The 19,881-nt window shown below is 39.3% G+C and carries 16 protein-coding genes; all 16 read right to left on the reverse strand.

What is annotated here, in order from left to right:
• Window positions 1-33 precede the first annotated feature (33 nt).
• The gene (gene tig / locus VCHSUH04_RS07025) at window positions 34-1,338 is read right to left on the reverse strand and encodes a trigger factor (RefSeq protein WP_105085923.1); all 1,305 of its coding nucleotides are present in this window, start codon (window positions 1,336-1,338) and stop codon (window positions 34-36) included.
• Window positions 1,339-1,501: 163 nt separating this feature from the next.
• Complete coding sequence (locus tag VCHSUH04_RS07030) at window positions 1,502-1,957, reverse strand: CBS domain-containing protein (protein ID WP_024065467.1); 456 nt, start codon at window positions 1,955-1,957, stop codon at window positions 1,502-1,504.
• A gap of 204 nt (window positions 1,958-2,161) precedes the next feature.
• Complete coding sequence (gene rlmH, locus VCHSUH04_RS07035) at window positions 2,162-2,641, reverse strand: 23S rRNA (pseudouridine(1915)-N(3))-methyltransferase RlmH (RefSeq protein ID WP_105085924.1); 480 nt, start codon at window positions 2,639-2,641, stop codon at window positions 2,162-2,164.
• Between the two features lie 3 nt (window positions 2,642-2,644).
• Window positions 2,645-3,451, reverse strand: coding sequence for an MBL fold metallo-hydrolase (locus VCHSUH04_RS07040; protein ID WP_105085925.1), 807 nt, complete (start codon window positions 3,449-3,451; stop codon window positions 2,645-2,647).
• A gap of 82 nt (window positions 3,452-3,533) precedes the next feature.
• Window positions 3,534-4,721, reverse strand: coding sequence for a RuBisCO large subunit C-terminal-like domain-containing protein (locus VCHSUH04_RS07045; RefSeq protein ID WP_105085926.1), 1,188 nt, complete (start codon window positions 4,719-4,721; stop codon window positions 3,534-3,536).
• A 208-nt stretch (window positions 4,722-4,929) separates the two neighbouring features.
• A complete protein-coding gene (locus tag VCHSUH04_RS07050) occupies window positions 4,930-6,315 on the reverse strand; it encodes a nucleobase:cation symporter-2 family protein (protein WP_105085927.1) in 1,386 nt (461 codons plus the stop codon).
• 145 nt (window positions 6,316-6,460) lie between these two features.
• Window positions 6,461-9,010: a selenium-dependent xanthine dehydrogenase gene (gene xdh / locus VCHSUH04_RS07055; RefSeq protein WP_105085928.1), complete on the reverse strand. Its 2,550-nt coding sequence runs from the start codon at window positions 9,008-9,010 to the stop codon at window positions 6,461-6,463.
• Window positions 9,011-9,027: 17 nt separating this feature from the next.
• Window positions 9,028-10,377 (reverse strand): dihydropyrimidinase, encoded by a 1,350-nt coding sequence (gene hydA, locus VCHSUH04_RS07060; protein ID WP_105085929.1) that lies wholly within the window; start codon window positions 10,375-10,377, stop codon window positions 9,028-9,030.
• Window positions 10,374-12,065, reverse strand: a complete 1,692-nt coding sequence (locus VCHSUH04_RS07065) for a selenate reductase (protein ID WP_105085930.1) — start codon at window positions 12,063-12,065, stop codon at window positions 10,374-10,376. The genes hydA and VCHSUH04_RS07065 overlap by 4 nt, the downstream gene beginning before the upstream one ends.
• Before the next feature lie 28 nt (window positions 12,066-12,093).
• The gene (gene ssnA / locus VCHSUH04_RS07070; protein WP_105085931.1) at window positions 12,094-13,422 is read right to left on the reverse strand and encodes a putative aminohydrolase SsnA; all 1,329 of its coding nucleotides are present in this window, start codon (window positions 13,420-13,422) and stop codon (window positions 12,094-12,096) included.
• Between the two features lie 53 nt (window positions 13,423-13,475).
• Complete coding sequence (gene arcC / locus VCHSUH04_RS07075; RefSeq protein ID WP_105085932.1) at window positions 13,476-14,411, reverse strand: carbamate kinase; 936 nt, start codon at window positions 14,409-14,411, stop codon at window positions 13,476-13,478.
• Window positions 14,412-14,480: 69 nt separating this feature from the next.
• Window positions 14,481-15,674, reverse strand: coding sequence for a knotted carbamoyltransferase YgeW (ygeW, locus tag VCHSUH04_RS07080; protein WP_024065750.1), 1,194 nt, complete (start codon window positions 15,672-15,674; stop codon window positions 14,481-14,483).
• A 155-nt stretch (window positions 15,675-15,829) separates the two neighbouring features.
• Window positions 15,830-17,140 carry a YgeY family selenium metabolism-linked hydrolase gene (locus VCHSUH04_RS07085; RefSeq protein WP_060924011.1) on the reverse strand — a complete coding sequence of 437 codons (1,311 nt, stop codon included), beginning with the start codon at window positions 17,138-17,140 and terminating at the stop codon, window positions 15,830-15,832.
• 12 nt (window positions 17,141-17,152) lie between these two features.
• Window positions 17,153-18,364, reverse strand: coding sequence for a diaminopropionate ammonia-lyase (dpaL, locus tag VCHSUH04_RS07090; protein WP_105085933.1), 1,212 nt, complete (start codon window positions 18,362-18,364; stop codon window positions 17,153-17,155).
• Window positions 18,365-18,373: 9 nt separating this feature from the next.
• Window positions 18,374-19,006: a transcriptional regulator gene (locus VCHSUH04_RS07095; RefSeq protein ID WP_105085934.1), complete on the reverse strand. Its 633-nt coding sequence runs from the start codon at window positions 19,004-19,006 to the stop codon at window positions 18,374-18,376.
• 453 nt (window positions 19,007-19,459) lie between these two features.
• Window positions 19,460-19,879: a flavodoxin gene (locus tag VCHSUH04_RS07100; protein WP_105085935.1), complete on the reverse strand. Its 420-nt coding sequence runs from the start codon at window positions 19,877-19,879 to the stop codon at window positions 19,460-19,462.
• Window positions 19,880-19,881 lie beyond the last annotated feature (2 nt).

Here is a 19,881-nt window from a genome sequence, read left to right on the forward strand (position 1 = left end):
TTCACCTTTTCATGTACCTAGTTGAGCAAACTATTATTTAGCCGCTTCAGCGCCTTTTGCATTATCAATAATGAATCGAGCTGCTTTTTTGCGAGCTACAGAGCCTGCCAACATAGCTACACGACCTTCTTTTGCAATAATATCCCAAACTTCTTTAGGATCTGCCCCAAAGTTTTGAGCCATAATGAAGATTTCACGGTTCATATCATCTGGAGTTACTTCGATGCCTTCAGCAGTTGCGATAGCGTCTAATACTAAATCAGCGCGTACGTTTTCAGCTGCGGAATCTTTGTATTCAGAACGTAAATCTTCGATAGTTTTGTTGGAGAATTTCAAGTAGTCATCAAGTTTCAAGCCACGGCCTTCCATGTTCATAGCCAATTCTTGAATCATTTGTTCTACACGATCTTCGATCATTACTTCTGGGATTTCAACAGTAGCATTTTTAACAGCTGTTTGAATCAAGTCAGCATTGTAAGTATCGATTGCGCGACGGGAAGCTTCTTCTTCCATTTTAGCGCGAAGATCTTTTTTCAATTCTTCAATAGTTTCGTAAGAGCTTGCTTCTTTTGCGAACTCGTCGTTCAATTCAGGCAACTCTTTACGTTTGATATCATGAATATGAGTTTTGAATTCTGCTTCTTTACCAGCAAGTTCTGCTACGAAGTAGTCTTCAGGGAATGTTACTTTTACAGTTACATCATCGCCAGCTTTAGCGCCGATCAATTGATCTTCGAAGCCAGGAATGAAGCTACCAGAACCGATTTGCAATGGGTAGGATTTACCTTCACCACCATCGAATGGTTTGCCATCAACGGAACCAGCGAAGTCGATTACTGCGAAGTCGTCTTTTTGAATTGTAGCGCCTTCTTCAGCAACAACCATTTTTGCTTGTTGTTCACGGATGTTGTTCAATTGTTCTTCGATTTGTTCATCAGTTACTGTAGCATCTTGTTTTTCAGCTTCTAAGCCTTTGTAGTCGCCAAGTTTAACTTCAGGGCGTTTAGTTACAGTAGCTTTGAAAATCAAGTCTTTACCTTCTTCGAATTGTTCGCGTTCGATTTCTGGTTCAGAAACAGGAACGATATCGTTTTCACGAAGTGCAGCACTGTAGTTTTGGCTAGCCAATACTTCGAATGCTTCTTCCATGATAGCGTCTTTGCCGAAGTTCATTTCCAAAATACGGCGAGGTGCATGACCTTTACGGAAGCCAGGAATGTTTACTTGACTTGCAATGCGTTTTACAGCTTGCTTAATGCCTTTATCTACTTCTGCTGCAGGTACTTCAATAGTTAACGTTACTACGTGTTGATCAACAGGATTTACAGTTGCTTTCATTTAAAATATGTCCTCCTCGAAGGGCAATACGCCCAAATTTCTGTAGTATATTATGCACTCCTAATAATAACATAAATGCAAAGTCAATGCAATTCTTCTCAATTTACACTAAAAGACCACCCCGAAATGGGTGGTCTTTCTATGTTCTACATAATTATGCGAATTAGTTATCTTTAGCAATCAATTTGATAATGTCACGACGAGACAAGATACCAATCAAATGGTAATCCTTATCTACAACAGGAACATTTTTCAAATGTTGATCAAGCATAACAGATACAATTTCCTCTACATCTTTATCCGGTGTAGTTGTAATAACTTCGTCAGTCATCAACTCATGAACGTGAGATGCTAACAATTTTTTGAATTGCGCATTATATTCGCCGATACCATTGTAATAAATACTAGCGCCCAACACATTTACATAGTGAGGTACATGAGGGCGAACTTTTTTATAAAGCAAATCACCTTCAGAAATAATACCTAATAATTTATTGTTGTCATCCACTACGGAAACAGCTGTTAAATTATATTTTACCAATAAGTCAGCCACATCAGAAATCGGCGCATCCTTGCCAACAGTAACAGGGTATTTATTCATTACTTCTTGAATTTTCATAGTGAATTCCTCCTTACAAATACATCTTGCTTTATTATACTATTCGACATAATATAATAAAACTCCTTTTTTTATAAGAACATTATATAAATAATTTATAAGGCTATTACAAATAGTATTTCTGATACTAATACAAAATCAATCTGCACTCATCATAATATATATTATTTATTCAAGCGATACGATCTATTTAAATTAACTACATCACCAATGATAAGGTTCATTGCGATTAATTTTAGATGCTCTATAAATTTGCTCTACTAGTAATAAACGTACCATTTGATGGGTAAATGTCATAGGACTAAAGGATAATTTATAATTTACAGACTTGCGCAACTCATCGCTTACGCCAAAAGCACCGCCAACGATGAATGCCATATCACTTATACCATCGACTTCTAGTTTAGCTATTGTTTTGGCCAAGTCTTCAGAGGACATCGTTTTACCGTACACATCTAACAACACTGTATAAGCATTCTTTGGAACAGCTTTTAATAAACGTTCCCCTTCTTCTGCAACGACTTGTTTTCGATCTGCATCACTCGGCTTATCTCCAATTTTACTTTCATTTAGTTCAGTAATGGTAATCCCACTATAAGGTCGCATCCGTTTCACAAACTCTGCTACCCCATCGCGCAAGTAAGCATCTTTTAACTTGCCAATACAAACTACATAAAATCTCATACTCTACCTCTTTACGGATTGCATAAACACAATTTCATTAGGTTGTCCATGTTGCAATTTCATTTCCGGTCCAATGCGAACGCCACCATCTACGAGCATTTTCCCAATCGTTTGGGTAACAAGGACGGCATTATTGTTATTTTCAGAACGATGGGCCAAAATAACTTGCATAAAGTCAGGTCGCTTCATCATGAGCAAAGCTCGGGCAGCCATTTCATTGCTTAAATGACCTTCATCGCTGGCAACACGTTGTTTTAAAAATGGTTGATAAGGACCAAACCGCAACATATGAGGGTCATAATTGGCTTCTAGTACTAACAAAGTCGTATCATCCATACGATGTAAGATACTATCAGAAATTACACCCGTATCGGTAACGACAGTAGCCTTATCTTTTCCAGCAAATACATTAATACCTATTGGATCAGCCGCATCATGACTAACGCCAAAAGACTCGACTACAAGATTACCAAGAGAGAGGCTCCCCTTAGTCAATTCTATTAATTGATTCTTTGGCACAATTAACTTATCTTGAATTTCACGCCACGTCCCTTGTTTCGTATACACAGGGATATCAAAACGTTTCAACAATTGTTGAAGACCTGCAATATGATCACTATGTTCATGACTGATAAAAATGCCCTCTACCTGTGCCATATCGATATGCAATTCTTTTAAACCATTGACGATACGTCGACAACTAATGCCCACATCGTGCAATATGACGGAGTTCCCTTTTTTTATTACTGTACAATTGCCTTTGCTACCACTAGCAAGAACATGGACCTCCAACGGTGAGGATTCGCTCATCAAAACACTCCATATACTAAATCATAATTCTTTACATATGTCGGTGAAAGTCAATCTGTTATCACTTTCACTAACTCAATCATCAATTGGTTTCAGATAATTCACTCAACCGTTCTACAAAGTATGCCATATTGGCTTCGATATCTGGACCTCGGCGGAACATGTCACCACCAACGAGGAACATCGTATCATTACCATACAATTCTACCAGCTCATTGAGACGAGCATCTGTTACACCACCACCCGGTGCTGGACAGGCTGCTTTCATCACTCCGAATGGATGTTTAATATAAGAGGAAATTCTCTTACATTGATCTTCTGTGAAAGTAAAACGTCCGCCATAGGATACAAATATAGGCATATCTGCACCAAAGATACGTGGTAACAATCCCAATTGCAAATAGTCAGCAATCCCGGATACACCAGGGCTCATAAAGCCACCAGAGTAAGCAGGATGATGAATGATTGGTAAGCCTAACTTTTCATCATTTGCTAATTTATGAAGCCATCCAAATCCCACAAGACCGGAAGCCACCATAAGAGCTGTAGCACCTGCATCTTTTGCAAAATAAGCTCGCTCTATTACGTCTGTACCATCACCAGACACATTAGCTGCATATAATGTATGTGTACCATGGGCTTCATTCATTTCACGCACCGTGGCAGCACATCGTTGTACACGATCTTTAAATTGAGAGAATGACTGATTAGAAATACCGTGGTCATCTTTAATAACATCTGCCCCACCACGTGTATAAGCACCGCACATACGAGCGAGCTCTTCATTCGGTGTTCCCATAGGTTTTACTACAGCCTGAATCATAGGACGCGTTGGCGTTTCAACCAATTGACGAAGTCCTTGCAAGCCAAATTGAGGGCCTTTAAATACATCATATAAAGTTGGACAGAGTTCAATATCAACTACCCAAATATGTGGTTGTAACGATGAGTTACCAAAGACTACGTTTAAGAATTGCGTTGCTTCTAGCGCTGTTGTATCTACAAGATAGGAAATACGAGCCACATAGTAATGAGACGGATTTATCGTAACATTAGGCATAACCCCTACATTGGCATATGTAGAATCAGAACTCATAGGTTCTAAGGACTCCAATCTGCCAGTGATAGTGCCTTTAATGTACGGATCCGTTACAAACTCATAAGGAAACTCTATGGTTTGTTCTACCTGAACAGCCCAGGCAATGGCCTTTGCCTCTTCATACGAACTTGCTTCTATTCGATACGTAACTATAAATCGCTCGTCTTTCATAATGCGTCTCCTTTGCAATAATATTATTTAATTATATACCAAAGTAGTACACGATTCCATACAAAAAAAGGCCCCACTCTAAAACTAGAGTGAGACCTTTTGGAAAGAGCGAAAACATGTATATAGATTTTTTACCTATATAAACAAGGTTTCTACCGTGAGAGACAATACATGTAATCGTATGAGAATTAATTAATTTAACTATATCTTATTGATAGAAATGTTTAGGATAACCTTTGAATCGTGTGAAGTGACGATATTTACGTGTTGCACGGTTAGGTTCATTAACTGTTTTATAACCGAAGCCATTGAATACTACATTCAAAAGAACGGCTACGATACTACCAGCTGTGATACCAGATTTCAAAAGAATTTGTGCCCAAGCTGGGAAGTGTGCATAGAATTGAGGCGCTGCCAATGGAATCATGGATACCCCAATACTAATTGCTACGAGCATCAAGTTGTAGTTACCATCGAAGTTAACTTTACCAAGGGAGCGAATACCACTGGCAATAATCATACCAAACATTGCGATACCTGCACCGCCTAATACAGCATTTGGGATACAAGCTACAATAGCTGCTAACTTAGGGAATAAACCTAATAAAATCAAGATTACACCAGATGCGGCTACAACGAAGCGACTTTTTACACGTGTTACAGCAATAAGACCAACGTTTTGAGCAAATGCAGTGTAAGGGAAGCTATTAAGGATACCACCAATTAAAGTGGATAAACCATCAGCGCGAAGCACTGCAGCCAATTCTTTTTGGCCGATAGGTTTGTCTACGATTTCACCAACCGCAATACTATCACCTGTTGTTTCTACCATAACTACAAGCATTACAATGATCATAGAAATAATAGATGCAAAATCAAAGGTAGGCATGCCAAAGTAGAATGGTGTTACAACGGAAATCCATTGAGAACGACCTACTTCAGAGAAGTCAGTAATACCACAAATCATAGCTAGAGCAGTACCGAGGATAAGCCCTACCAAAATAGCCAGATTACCAAGGAACCCTTTACCAAATCGATATGTCAAAATAACGAGAATAAATGTAGCTACACCAAGAGCTATGTATAGTGGATCGCCGAAGTTTTTGTTACCTACGCCGCCACCCATCCAGTTAACCGCTACTGGCATCAAGTTAATACCAATAATAGTAATGATGGTACCTGTTACTACAGGCGGGAATAGACGAATCAAACGGCTAAAGAATGGTGCTACAACAAATGTAAACAGCCCGGCTACGATAATAGCACCATAAATGGTATTAATATCATGCTGTTGACCAATCAGGATCATTGGACCTACAGAAGCAAATGTTACACCTTGAATAAGAGGAATACGACCACCAACAGGACCAAAGCCTAATGTTTGAATCAATGTAGCTACACCACATGTGAACAAATCGGCTGTGATCAAACGAATTAAATCTTCAATTGGCAAATGCATGGCTTGCGCAATAATGATTGGTACCGCTACGGCACCAGCATACATGGCTAACACGTGCTGTAAACCATAAGCAAATAATTGCGGGATTGGCAGCATACCATCTACATGGTTGACACCAGATACACCTTTACTCATAAGAATCACCTCATATCTTACGTTTTAGTTACTAGTAAATAATATAGTCATACTATCGTACTTGATAGAGTTTAAAAATCTCATAGACTTCACGTGGGAACCTTGATGGCCAGGGGCCGTAGCCCCTACCCATTAAGCAAATATTCTATTTTTTATAACCTGTATGTTGAATCGGCAAGGACCTACGTGGTTCTCCGTCGATACGACGATATGCATTTGCAATAGCTGGTGCAATAGGGATACTAGAGATTTCGCCAATACCCTTAGCGCCATATGCATATTGTTCTGGTGTCCCCTTTTCAATAAGGCTTACATGAATTGGAGGACATTGTGTGGCTCTAAGAAGACCTAATGTGCTATATTTAGCTGTTACATATCCATCTTTATAAGGGAAGTCTTCTGTAACTGCATAGCCCATACCCATGATAGCACCGCCTTCGGCTTGCCCAGCACAAGATTGAGGATTTACAACACGACCTACATCGTATGCTACATGTAGTTCAGCAACTTTATTATCTTCACCAATTCTAGCTACACATGCACCATAACCGTAAGCAACGTGATTTTTTGGATGTGGTTTATCGGAGTTGAATGGATCAGTTTCACCAAGGAACTCTTCATAAATTTCTACACCATTCAATTCTTCTAAGGTCTTAGTTTCTAACATTTCTTTCAAGCGAAGACTTGCTTGACGCGTTGCTTCACCAGTGAATACTGTTTGACGGGATGCAGTAGTTGTACCAGAGTCTGGTGTACGTTCCGTATCTGGACGTTCCACAAATACTTTATCCGCTGTTAAGCCAGTTGTTTCACAAAGCACTTGAGTAGCCATAGTCGCCATACCTTGACCGATACATGCTGCACCAGTACGGATACGAACTTTACCATCACGTACTTCTAAGATAACGCGACCAGTATCAGGTAAACCTACACCGATACCACTATTTTTCAAGCATACTGCAAGGCCTGTACGATCAGATGCATAATACGCATCTTTTACGGCTTCCAAACATTCTGCTAATGCAGTTTCTTCGGAACAAATTTGACCATTCGGTAAGGAATCACCAGGGCGAACAACGTTTTTATAACGGAATTCCCAAGGATCCATCCCTACCAATGCAGCTAATTCATCAATGTTTTGTTCTTGACCAAAGATAGTTTGTGTTACACCGAACCCGCGGAATGCACCACCAGGAACAGTATTTGTGTAAACGCAAACACCATCAAAGGCAAAGTTATCAAATTTGTAAGGACCACAAGAGTGTGTACCTGCACGTTGAAGTACAGGACCACCTAAGGATGCATATGCACCACAGTTAGATACGATGTTCACCTTACTTGCTACCAAGTTACCTTCTGCGTCACAAGCAGTAGTAATATCCATTTCCATCGCATGTCGTTTAGGATGAATATTAAGACTTTCTTGACGGGAGAAGAGAACCTTAGTTGGTTTGCCTGTGAGCCATGCTACAAGAGATGCATGATGCTGTACGCTCATGTCCTCTTTACCACCAAAGCCGCCACCTACAAGCATGCTATGAACTTTTACAGATTCCTCAGGAATGCCAAGCATACGAGATACTTCATGACGATCATCGTAAACATTTTGGCTACCGGAATGTAAATGAATTACATCGCCTTCACGATATGCTACAGCACATTCAGGTTCCATGAATGCATGATCTGTTTGAGGTGTGGAATAGTGATTTGTCACTACAAATGCGGCCTCAGCAATAGCCTTATCTACATCACCACGAGATAATGTTTGACGAGTCAATACATTTCCATTTGGATGTAATTGAGGTGCATCCGGTTTCAATGCTTCTAATGGGTCTACTACAGGCTCTAACTCTGTATAATCAACTTCAACGAGAGCAAGAACTTCGTCCAAATATTTCTTTTCTGTAGTTGCTACTAATGCAATTGCATCGCCAACATAGCGAGTATTATCACCTTCTGCGATAAGTACATCCCAGTCTGGCACTAAATGACCAGTCTTATTGAATGGTACATCTTTAGCAGTCAAAGCCGTTACACACTTAGGATGTGCAAGTGCTTTAGACACATCAACGCGATCGACTCTAGCACGAGGGTATTTAGAACGCAACGCTTTTGCGTAAATCATGCCATCCATATGGATATCGTCAGCATATTTTCCAGTACCAAGTGCTTTTTCCTCCGCATCAACGCGGTGTAAACGAGCACCTACATTACCATTTGTATCCTTTTCAGGAACTGGTAAGTTCTCACGGAACATTTTTGCTGCCAGCATAATGCCTTCTTCGATTTTCACATAACCAGTACAACGACAGATATTACCTAAAATAGCTTTTTTAACATCGTCAGGTGTAGGGTCATTATTTTCATCAATCAAAACTTTTGCACTAATAATCATACCTGGGATACAGAAACCACACTGCACCGCTCCGCATTCACCAAAAGCATAGGTGTATACCACTTTTTCCCGTTCAGATAAGCCCTCAATTGTTACGACTGATTTACCATCTAATTGGGATAGTTTAGTTACACAAGCCTTTGCTTTTTTTCCGTCTATAATTACTGTACACGTACCACAAGCACCAGCACTACAACCTTCTTTAGTGCCCGTCAATTTCAAATCAGCTCTCAAGAAATCAATTAAACGTTGATCCTCTTGAACCTCATGTTGGGTGCCATTCACTTGAAAGCGGTACATATATAGCCCTCCTCTCATTAAGGAATACATTCACCAAGATATGATTCTAATAAGGATCCATCTTGTACCACATGGTGACCTCTAAGGATTACATCTCGAACTTTACCTGTTACGGATATGCCCTCATAAGGTATATAGTCAGCCTTTGTATGGGCGGACTCTTTTGAAAGCACATGCTCAATGCGCTTATCAACAATTGTAATATCCCCATCGCTGCCAACGGCTAACGTGCCCTTCTTCGGATACATACCGTAAAGCTTGGCAGGGTTTTCACTAACTAATTTCATAAAATCTACAGCACTCATATTGCATTGATTTACCAACACATCATAAGCGATGATGCCCCGTTCCTCTGCGCCTGGAATACCTCCAGGAATACGGGTAAAATCATGTCGACTCTTTAATTTTTGATCATTAAAGGTAAAGCTACAATGATCAGAACCAATCGTTTGGAATAGACCATTTACTAATGCATCCTTTAATGCCATTTGATCTTGTATCGTTCTCAGCGGTGGACTCATCACATATTTAACACCTTCAAAATCAGGCAACGTATATCGTGATTCATCAAGTACCAAATATTGTGGGCAAGTTTCACAAGTCACTTTATGTCCAAGGTCTCGTTCCCGAATAACCTCTTCTATACCCTCTTTAGAACTTACATGAACGACATGTACTGGATACTCTAATGCAGCACCGATTGTACTAAAACGCTTAATCGCTTCCGATTCAATCATGGCAGGTCTGGTGAGTGGATGATTACTTACATCTAATTCACCACGTTTACGTTTGTCAGCTACGAGAGCATCAATAAGATCACCGTTTTCACAGTGTGCTCCAACGAGAGCTCCTGTAGGTTTGATTGCCTCTATAGCATCATAAATTTCTCGATCTGTTAAACGGAATCCATAAGCTAAATATACCTTAAAGGATGATACACCAGCTTCAACTACTTTTGGGATTTCACTGGCCACAGTATCATTCATTTCTACAAGCTCCATATGGAATTTGTAGTCACAGGAGCAATGCCCTGCGGCACGCTCCTTGTGAACCTCTAAGCCTTTACAAAGGGAGCCTTCCTCAGGAGAAGCAAAATTGATAATTGAAGTAGTCCCGCCAAGGATAGCAGCCTTTGTGCCACTATCAAAATCATCCGCAGTAGACGCTAAGGCATTTGTCATCTGAAAGTGTGTATGAGGATCTATAAATCCAGGGAATACATAGCAACCTTTTGCATTAATAACTTCAGCACCTTCTGGAACAGAAAGGTGTTCATCAATGGCGACAATTTTGTCGCCATCGATAAGTAAATCTCCGGTAAGGATTCCATCAGTTAAGACCAAGTCCCCTTGTTGTATGATAATCATGATACATAGTACACATGCTCTTTACAGAAGGCATGTACGACTCCTTTCAATTCTTCAGGTAATGCATCGATGTCACATACGGCTTCTTCCCCTTTGAAGCGATAACCACAGCTAGTGCCTGTGATGTAGAATCCATCATTTGTACTATCTGCTAAAGCTTCGGCATTGTGGAAGAATGTAATGCGATCCTTGTATGGTTGACAAGGTTCTACGCAATGACATGCACAGTTACCACATTCATTACAGCTTTGATCAATATGGATAATCAATTTAGCATCATTTACAGTAACGACTTCATTACATCTATTAGGACATACGCGAACACAAGAGCCACATGTTACACGGCAGTGATAGTCAGAACTACGTGTACCTGGGAAGGATGGCATTGTTTCACGTTTTTTCTTCATTGCCTCGCTCTTCTTGAAGATTTTATTTTCACTAATATCTTTAGCAAGTTTAGCGATTAAATCTTTATGTACTTTCAAAGCAGCGTTGTAATCAGTAGATTCTACTTCATCGGCTAAACCTTTAAATGTATTGTAGCCTTCACCTTGAAGAAGAATTGTACATACTGTTACAGGCCAGATACCACAATCAAAGATAGCTTTGATATTTTGTTTTACAGCGCCACCGCTGTAAGACATTGGTAAGCGTTCGCCGAATTGAGCACTTAAGAGCTCAGCTACACCAATTGTTACAGGTAACAAGGATTTACCAGACATGTACATTTGCTCACCTGGCAATTCATTGTTGTGAATTTGTACAGGGAATGTATTTGTCAATTTAACGCCAAAGATCTTGTTGTGTTTTTCACCAAGAGCGATAAGACGTTCTAACATTGGAACAGCTTTATCAAATTGAAGGTCAACTTCGAATTGGTGATCTTCAAAATCAATGTATTCAAAGCCTGCATTATCTAATAACTCTCTAATGCGTTTTGGACCTAACAATGTAGGATTGCATTTCAAGTATAAGTGAAGGCCTTTTTCACTGATAAGGTAAGAACAAATGGATTCTATTTCTTCAGCTGGGCAACCGTGCATTGTGGACAATGTGATTGCTTGGCAAAGTTCATCGCTAATGGAGTTGATGAATTCAGCATCGATATGTTCAAATTCATCTACATGATCAAGACACCATTGTTTGCATTCATCCCACATAGGAGATTGAGATGCGCTGCGCATTGTGTTGATGAATTTATCAACCATTGGGCTCTTAATACCAGCCAAGTTGTAACCAACACTCATAATGAATAAGAAGCCATCTGGATCGCCTAAGCCTAATTCTTTAGAGATTAATTTTAATGCGAACCAAGCTTTGATGTATTCATCAGCAGCTTCATCACAGCTATATTCAGAAGACCACTCTACGTTGTATGCTTCGTCTACAGAGTAGATACAAGGTCTAGGAATACCTAATTCTTCACCGTACATAATTTGTACAGTTTTTAATTCGATGCAACGAGCACCAGCTACATAAGATGCCACAATGTTTTGTGCCAACTGTGTATTAGGGCCAGCTGCAGGACCTACAGGGTTTTCAATGGATTTACCAAAGATAGATAAGCGTTGATCATGATTAGTACGATGAATTTTATTTACATTGTAAATACGATTGTACATCTTGTACTCAGTCATAATGTGGTTCATCAAATTTCCGAAACTTACCGGATACATAATGTCACTCATAATGTCACACTCCTTTAAAGCGCTTGCGTTATGGGTTTAGTCGTTTCCATAAACCTTTAGATGTTGCTAAAACTTCATTCATTACTTCAGCTTTGTCGATGCCTTGTAACTTACGATCGATCATACGTGGTACACCATCACTAATAGTTGTTACCACATACATACCATTAGCACCGAATAATAAGTGACCATTGATGTTATTTTCATCAAGTGGCGTTGGTGCTGCGTAATCAAGAACGATTACGTCAGCGGCGGCACCTTTTTTTAGGATGCCAACTGTAGTATCGAAGAATTCATTCGCCATTTTACGGTTGTTTTCAAATAGCATATGAGGAACTTCGCCCCAACCTACATATGGTTTATGTTGCTCATGTTTTACAAGGCAGTTTGCCACTTTGTAAGATTCGAGCATATCATTTGTATAACCATCTGTACCTAGACCAACTGTGATACCTGCACCTAATAGTTTTAAGATATCTGTTGTGCCTACTGCATTACCCATGTTACTTTCTGGATTATGTACAACCTTGGCTTGAGATTCTTTCAATAATTCCACATCTTGATCAGTTACATGTACGCAGTGACCTGCAATACTCTTAGGACCTAAAATTCCTGCCTCTACAAGTCGTCTCACAGGTGTCATGCCATATTTTTCTTTACTATCTGCCACATCTTCAGGGCCTTCAGCAACATGAACGTGATAACCTAACTTGTCTTCATTTTGTGCTTTTACATAATCTAATGTGTCAGAACTTAACGTGAAGGATGCATGTAAGCCCATCATAGCAGCGAGTCTAGATGGATCTTTTTTCGCTTCTTTACCAAAACGTACATTTTCTGCAACAGCTGCTTTCATTTTATCAACACCGTTACGATCAGATACTTCATAGCATAAGCAAGAACGAACACCAAACTGTTTAGCCACATCAGCAATTACAGATAAACTATTAGCGGTTTCTCCATAACTTGCATGATGATCGAAGATAGTAGTGACGCCGTTTTCGATACATCCTAAGTATGTAAGCAATGCACTAGCCTTCACATCTGGAGCTGTTAATTTATTATCTAAATAGAACCATAAGCCTTCTAAAATTTCACCAAAATTAGTTGGTGCTGGTCCTGGCAAGGATAAACCGCGTGCAAGAGCGGAATAAATATGGTGATGTGCGTTGATAAAACCTGGCATAATCAAGCCGTTATGAGCGTCAATAATTTCTGCATTTGTGTAAGTTTTACATAACTCATCATATGTTCCGATATCAATAATTTGAGTTCCATCAATAGCAACGGCACCATCATAAATGATAGGTCTATCAGTGTCGCGAGTAATTACAGTACCTTTTCCTAATATAATCATACGGGCACCTCCCCAACGAATCGTTGGATGTATACTTATAAATCTATATATTATTATAATACGATACGCGTACCTGTTTTTCCTGCTATACCATCCTTAGATTTTTCTAATAATGTAATAATGGAAACACGGCCTTTTTTAGATTCTGCAAAGGCAATAGCTGCTTCTACCTTAGGTTTCATAGAACCTTCTGCAAATTCGCCTGCTGCTGCATATTTTTTCGCATCTGCCACGGTTATTTCATCTAGCCATTTTTCATTTTCTTTACCAAAATTAATAGCTACTTTTTCAACAGCTGTTAAGATAACGAGAACATCTGCATCAATTTCTTGTGCCAATAAACTACTTGTCCAGTCTTTATCAATAACGGCTGCTGCACCATGAAGTTCATTACCTTCTCTAGTAACAGGGATACCGCCACCACCACAAGCAACGATTAGTTGTTTACCTACTAAGCCTTTAATGGCTTCAATTTCGATAATCTCTTGAGGTGCTGGAGATGCTACTACACGACGATAACCACGACCTGAGTCTTCTTTTACAACGTAATCGTAATTTTTTTCTGCATATTCAGCTTCTTCTTTAGTCATAAAGTGACCGATTGGTTTTGTTGGATTTTGGAATCCAGGGTCATTCTGGTCAACTAATACTTGCGTAACCATTGTCATAGTTGGTAAATGTTCAATACCACGATTCAACAACTCTTCGTGAAGGGCATTTTGTAAGTCATACCCGATATATGCTTGGCTCATGGCCACACATACGGACAATGGTGTATTAGGTTGTCCTTCTACTTCTCGTGTCAATGCAGCCATCGCATTGTTGATCATACCAATTTGAGGGCCATTGCCATGAGTTACTACCACATCACAATCAGCTTCTACTAAATCAATAATAGTTTTAGCTGTACTTTTTACTGCAATTTTTTGTTCCGGAAGGGAATTACCTAATGCATTCCCGCCTAACGCTACTACAACTCTTTTTTTCATGTTATGCCTCATAACAAACTATTAAGAATAAAAAGGAGCCATCAACACGGATGGCCCCTAAAGTTTACTTTACGGTTGAACTCGGTCAGTTCCCTTCCGTTCTAATTCTTTTAAGGTTTCTACAGGATTCTTAAATTTGCTTAAGAAGATCATAGCTGCAATAACATATGGTTTGTAGCTTGCTTCTTTATAAAGAGGTACGCGATAGCGATCGAATACTGTTGCGTCTACTTCGCCTTCTTCACAACTTACACCTGTAATATCTGCTGGTAAGCAATGTAAGTAAAGAGCTTTACCGTCTTTAGTGAGACTCATCATCTCTTCAGTACATGCCCAATCTTTATGTTTACCATTTTCTTCAAGAAGAACTTTTTCTAATGCTTTAATGCCTTCATGGTCGTTTTCGCCATACAATTTCGTACGTTTTTCCATTGCACCAAATGGAGCCCAGCTCTTAGGATATACGATATCTGCATCTTTGAAAGCATCCTTCATGTCGTTAGTTCTACGGAAGGAACCGCCGCTTTCTTCAGCTTGTTTCTTAGCAATTTCTTCAACTTCTGGCATTACTTCATAGCCTTCAGGATGTGCTAATACAACTTCCATACCTAAACGAGTGAATAAACCAATAGCACCTTGAGGTACGGATAAAGGTTTACCATAAGATGGAGAGTAAGCCCAAGTCATAGCAATTTTTTTGCCTTTAAGATTTTCTACACCACCGAATTCTTTGATGATATGAGCCGCATCAGCCATAATTTGTGTTGGATGGTCGATATCACATTGTAAGTTTACAAGTGTAGGACGTTGTTCTAATACGCCATCTTCATGACCTTCTTTAACTGCATCAGATACTTGATGCATGTAAGCATTACCTTTACCGATGTACATATCATCACGGATACCGATAACGTCAGCCATGAAGGAGATCATATTCGCTGTTTCACGAACTGTTTCACCGTGAGCAATTTGGGATTTACCTTCATCCAAATCTTGAACTTCAAGACCTAACAAGTTACAAGCGGAGGCGAAGGAGAAACGAGTTCTTGTAGAATTATCGCGGAATAAAGAAATACCAAGGCCACTGTCAAATACTTTAGTGGAAATATTGCGTTCTCTAAGAGCTCGTAATGCATCTGCTACTGCCCAAACACCTTTTAATTCATCTTCAGATTTTTCCCAGGTAAGGAAGAAATCTTCGCCGTACATTTTGCTAACGTCTAAGTCTTTTAAAGTTTCAATACTTTTATTGAAGTCTGTCATCTGTAAGTCCTCTCTTTCAATTCCCTAAAGGGCTACTTAGGATCTAACTTTATACGGTACCTCATCAAATGGTGAGGTACCATATTAAATTTGTAGTTATGAACTATGTTCTAGTGATTTCCGTTTTAAAGAGATCTAATTCAATGTATATGATATTAGTCTTTACAGTATACGGATGGCAATAATGCATATACAGCCGCACATGTTACAAGGTCTTGTTTCCATGTAATTTCGTTAGGAGCATGTGCTTGTGCTTCTGCGCCAGGACCGAAGCCGATGCAAGGGATGCCGTTACGACCCATGATGGATACACCATTTGTGGAGAATGTCCATTTATCAGTCAATGGGCGAGCTTTACGCATTTCAACTGTATCTTCGGCGCCGATACGTTCGTTACCATATAAGCTAGTGTATGCTTCTTCCAAAGCTTCTGTTACTTTGTGATCTTTAGGAATTACCCAAGTTGGGAAGTAACATTCGATTGGATATGTCAAACCAGTCCAGGATGGACGAGCATATTCGTACATGGATACTTTTGCACCATATTCTTTAACATGTGGTAAAGCTTCAATTTCTGCCAAGCAGGATTGCCATGTTTCGCCAGCTGTCATACGACGGTCCAAAGAAACGGCGCAAGAGTCAGCTACTGCACAACGGCTTGGAGAAGTGTAGAAGATTTGGGAAGTAGTTACTGTACCGCGACCTAAGAAGCGAGCTTCTTCGTAGTGGTCTGGGTTGAATTTAGGATCAAGCATTTTTACAAGGCCTTTAATTGCTGTGCTTTCATCAGCAGAGTTAGCATTCAAGTCACGAATATCTTGAAGAATATCTGCCATTTTGTAAATTGCGTTGTCACCGCGTTCAGGAGCGGAGCCATGGCAAGATACGCCTTGTACGTCAACGCGGATTTCCATACGACCACGTTGGCCACGGTAGATACCGCCGTCAGTTGGTTCAGTGGATACTACGAATTCAGGACGAATATTGCGTTCTTTAATCATGTATTCCCAGCAAAGACCATCGCAGTCTTCTTCTTGAACTGTACCTACAACAAGTACGCGATATTTATCACTTAAAAGACCTAAGTCTTTCATGATTTTAGCGCCGTATACAGCGGATACGATACCACCTAATTGGTCGGATACACCACGACCACCGATTTTAGTTTCATCTTCGAAACCTTCATAAGGATCGAAATTCCAGTTATCGCGATTACCAATACCTACTGTATCGATATGAGCGTCGAAGGCAATAAGTGTTTTACCAGTACCCATGTAACCAAGAATGTTACCCATTGGGTCTACTTCAACTTCGTCGAAGCCAAGATCTTTCATTTCTTTTTCAATGCGTTGAACGTGCTCTTTTTCTTCTGCACTTTCACCAGGGAATGCTACGATTTCACGTAAGAACTTGGTCATCGCTGGTCCATAAGTTGCTGCTGCTTGTTTAATTGCTTGTAAATCCATAATTAATGCCTCCTAACGATCTTCACCATACCACATAATGTTTTTATATCTTTCAGGGTCTGTATCACCTTCAGTGGAGAAGCAGAGCACCTTTGAAGACGCATCTAATTCTAATTCCTTGCGTAAGTCTTCATATTCTGGCATTGTCATAATTGCCGTTACAAGACCTAGTGGAACTGCACCAGATTCACCTGTAGTGATTGGTGTATCACCTTTAATCGGTGCACCACCAACGCGCATCCCAAGTCTTGCTACCCAATCAGGAGCAGATACGAATACATCCGCATGGTTTCTCAAAATATCCCATGAAACTGTATTTGGTTCACCACATGCAAGTCCAGCCATGATTGTTTCTAAATCACCCTCAACGATACGAGGATTACCATCATCAGCTACAGCCCCTTTATATAAGCAAGCTGCTGCTTCAGCTTCTACAACCACTAATTTAGATTTCTTAGCTGCATTGCTGTATAAATTAGTGAAATAACCTACTACAGCACCTGCTAGGGAACCTACACCAGCTTGTACAAATACATGAGTTGGTACCTTACAGTTTTCAGATTCTAACTGATTTGCCGTTTCCATAGCCATTGTGCCATAGCCTTGCATGATCCAGTTTGGAATTTCTTCATAACCTTCCCATGCTGTATCTTGAACTACAACACCATTTGGAACTTCTTTAGATTTTTTAGTTGCTAACCGTACACATTCATCGTAGTTGAATTCTTCGATTGTTACGGTAGCACCTTCATTTTCAATTTGTTTTCTACGATATTCTGTAGAGCCTTTAGGCATGAACACTACTGCTTTTTGACCTAATTTATTAGCAGCCCAGGCTACGCCACGTCCGTGGTTACCATCAGTAGCTGTAAAGAATGTAGCTTGTCCGAATTCTTCTTTTAATTGTGGAGAAGTTAATACATCATATGGTACATCTTCAACATTTTTACCAGTTTGTTGAGCTACATATTTTGCCATTGCATAAGAGCCGCCTAATACCTTAAACGCATTTAAGCCAAAGCGGTAAGATTCATCTTTTACAAAGAGAGAATTAACACCGATATAATCTGCTAATTTTTCTAGCGATACTAGTGGAGTTACACTATACTGTGGAAAACTTTCATGAAACGCTTTTGCTTTCTTAATTTCTCTAACATCCATAACGGACAAAAACTTGTCACTAGATGGTGCCATCGTATTACGTTTCCACTGAATTCGGTCCATATTTGCCTCCTAGGATTCTTCCTTTACAGTATTTAAATCACTATAAAGAGTAAACTTAGAAATATTGAAATACTCCGCAATCTTTTCTGAAGATTTAGAGATAAGAAAAGCCCCTTTTTCATTTAAGTAGCTAATAGCTTTTAGTCGCTCTACTTTATTCATGAGTGGTCCAGGTTTGCCAACTAATCGTTCTGCTTCTAGTAGTAAATCATCTAATAGTTCCGATACACTTGTAGTAATTTTTTCAACAGTGCCATTCTCTGCTTGGCCTATCCCTATAAGACTTTCAAGTGATCGATGCATCATAACAAACTCTGTGATATCCTGATTAATTCCTAATAGGTAATCAATATTGCCATTATCATCACGGATATACATTGTAGAAGATTTTAATATTCGTCCATCCTTAGTTTTTGTTAGATACCCAAATCTACCTTCACTACCATCATCATAGTTGAGTACATCTAAAACCACATGTGATGGACCATCACCAACATGACGATTTGTTATCGTACCATTTTCTATATATACAAGTGATGTATCGAGATCTCCTTGTAAGTCATGTATTAGTACTTCACAAGATGGTCCGAATTGTATGGCCAATCCATGGGCTATTACTTTTAGCCGTTCCAATGTACTCATTGAGATAACCTCCCTCTCATCGGTATCGGTTAACTTTATGGTCTAAATAACTTCAGTCCGCTTACATAGTTAGCATTATGAGAATAATTCTAACTATTTTTGTATCAACCTAATTTTTTGTTAGGTTCCTTACTTAAATTATAGGTCTATGTATACAAAAATGCAACGCTATTATGCATTAAAGTTATCAATAATTATTCAACCATATACGTGTACTGATATAAACACATATAAACACTATGATTTTTATCACATTATTTTATTGTTATAAAAAATTTTGATGACCTATTCATCATCATATCTACATAAATAAATATAGTAAAATTCTATAGAGACATGCAGACTTATAATTAATACCAATACAAACAAAAAAGGCTGTAATAACGAATTACCGTTATTACAGCCTTTATATACTGTTAACTGTTAGGATTTATGTTAATGGTTAAGCGTAAATTATGCGTTTGCTAATGTTTTACCCAATTCTTCACATTGTGCTTTGCCATCATCATCAGGTTCACCCAAGATAGCTACACCATCAGCTACTAATTCACCGCCAGCATCTTTAATTCGAGTGCCCCAGTCTTCTAACCAAGTACCACCCCAACCATAGGAGCCAAAGATTGCTACTTTTTTACCACCCAATTTGGATTCTAATTCAGTATAGAATGGTTCAAATTCGCCTTCTTCTAATTGTTCTGCACCCATATCAGCACAGCCAAGAGCTAATTTTTCGTAAGCTGCTGCGTCATCTACGGATACTTCAGAAACAGATTTTACTTCTACATCTTGACCTGCAGCTTTGATACCTTCAGCTACTGCTTGAGCCATTTGTTCTGTATTGCCTGTACCGGACCAATAAATTACACCAATCATCT

The sequence above is a fragment of the Veillonella sp. T14073-2 genome (genome assembly GCF_002959875.1).
Taxonomy (GTDB): domain Bacteria; phylum Bacillota; class Negativicutes; order Veillonellales; family Veillonellaceae; genus Veillonella; species Veillonella infantium.

Coding starts and splice junctions, on each gene's coding strand:
- tig (WP_105085923.1), bottom strand. CDS start 1,338: ATGAAAGCAACTGTAAATCCTGTTGATCAACACGTAGTAACGTTAACT.
- VCHSUH04_RS07030 (WP_024065467.1), bottom strand. CDS start 1,957: ATGAAAATTCAAGAAGTAATGAATAAATACCCTGTTACTGTTGGCAAG.
- rlmH (WP_105085924.1), bottom strand. CDS start 2,641: ATGAGATTTTATGTAGTTTGTATTGGCAAGTTAAAAGATGCTTACTTG.
- VCHSUH04_RS07040 (WP_105085925.1), bottom strand. CDS start 3,451: ATGAGCGAATCCTCACCGTTGGAGGTCCATGTTCTTGCTAGTGGTAGC.
- VCHSUH04_RS07045 (WP_105085926.1), bottom strand. CDS start 4,721: ATGAAAGACGAGCGATTTATAGTTACGTATCGAATAGAAGCAAGTTCG.
- VCHSUH04_RS07050 (WP_105085927.1), bottom strand. CDS start 6,315: ATGAGTAAAGGTGTATCTGGTGTCAACCATGTAGATGGTATGCTGCCA.
- xdh (WP_105085928.1), bottom strand. CDS start 9,010: ATGTACCGCTTTCAAGTGAATGGCACCCAACATGAGGTTCAAGAGGAT.
- hydA (WP_105085929.1), bottom strand. CDS start 10,377: ATGATTATCATACAACAAGGGGACTTGGTCTTAACTGATGGAATCCTT.
- VCHSUH04_RS07065 (WP_105085930.1), bottom strand. CDS start 12,065: ATGAGTGACATTATGTATCCGGTAAGTTTCGGAAATTTGATGAACCAC.
- ssnA (WP_105085931.1), bottom strand. CDS start 13,422: ATGATTATATTAGGAAAAGGTACTGTAATTACTCGCGACACTGATAGA.
- arcC (WP_105085932.1), bottom strand. CDS start 14,411: ATGAAAAAAAGAGTTGTAGTAGCGTTAGGCGGGAATGCATTAGGTAAT.
- ygeW (WP_024065750.1), bottom strand. CDS start 15,674: ATGACAGACTTCAATAAAAGTATTGAAACTTTAAAAGACTTAGACGTT.
- VCHSUH04_RS07085 (WP_060924011.1), bottom strand. CDS start 17,140: ATGGATTTACAAGCAATTAAACAAGCAGCAGCAACTTATGGACCAGCG.
- dpaL (WP_105085933.1), bottom strand. CDS start 18,364: ATGGACCGAATTCAGTGGAAACGTAATACGATGGCACCATCTAGTGAC.
- VCHSUH04_RS07095 (WP_105085934.1), bottom strand. CDS start 19,006: ATGAGTACATTGGAACGGCTAAAAGTAATAGCCCATGGATTGGCCATA.
- VCHSUH04_RS07100 (WP_105085935.1), bottom strand. CDS start 19,879: ATGATTGGTGTAATTTATTGGTCCGGTACAGGCAATACAGAACAAATG.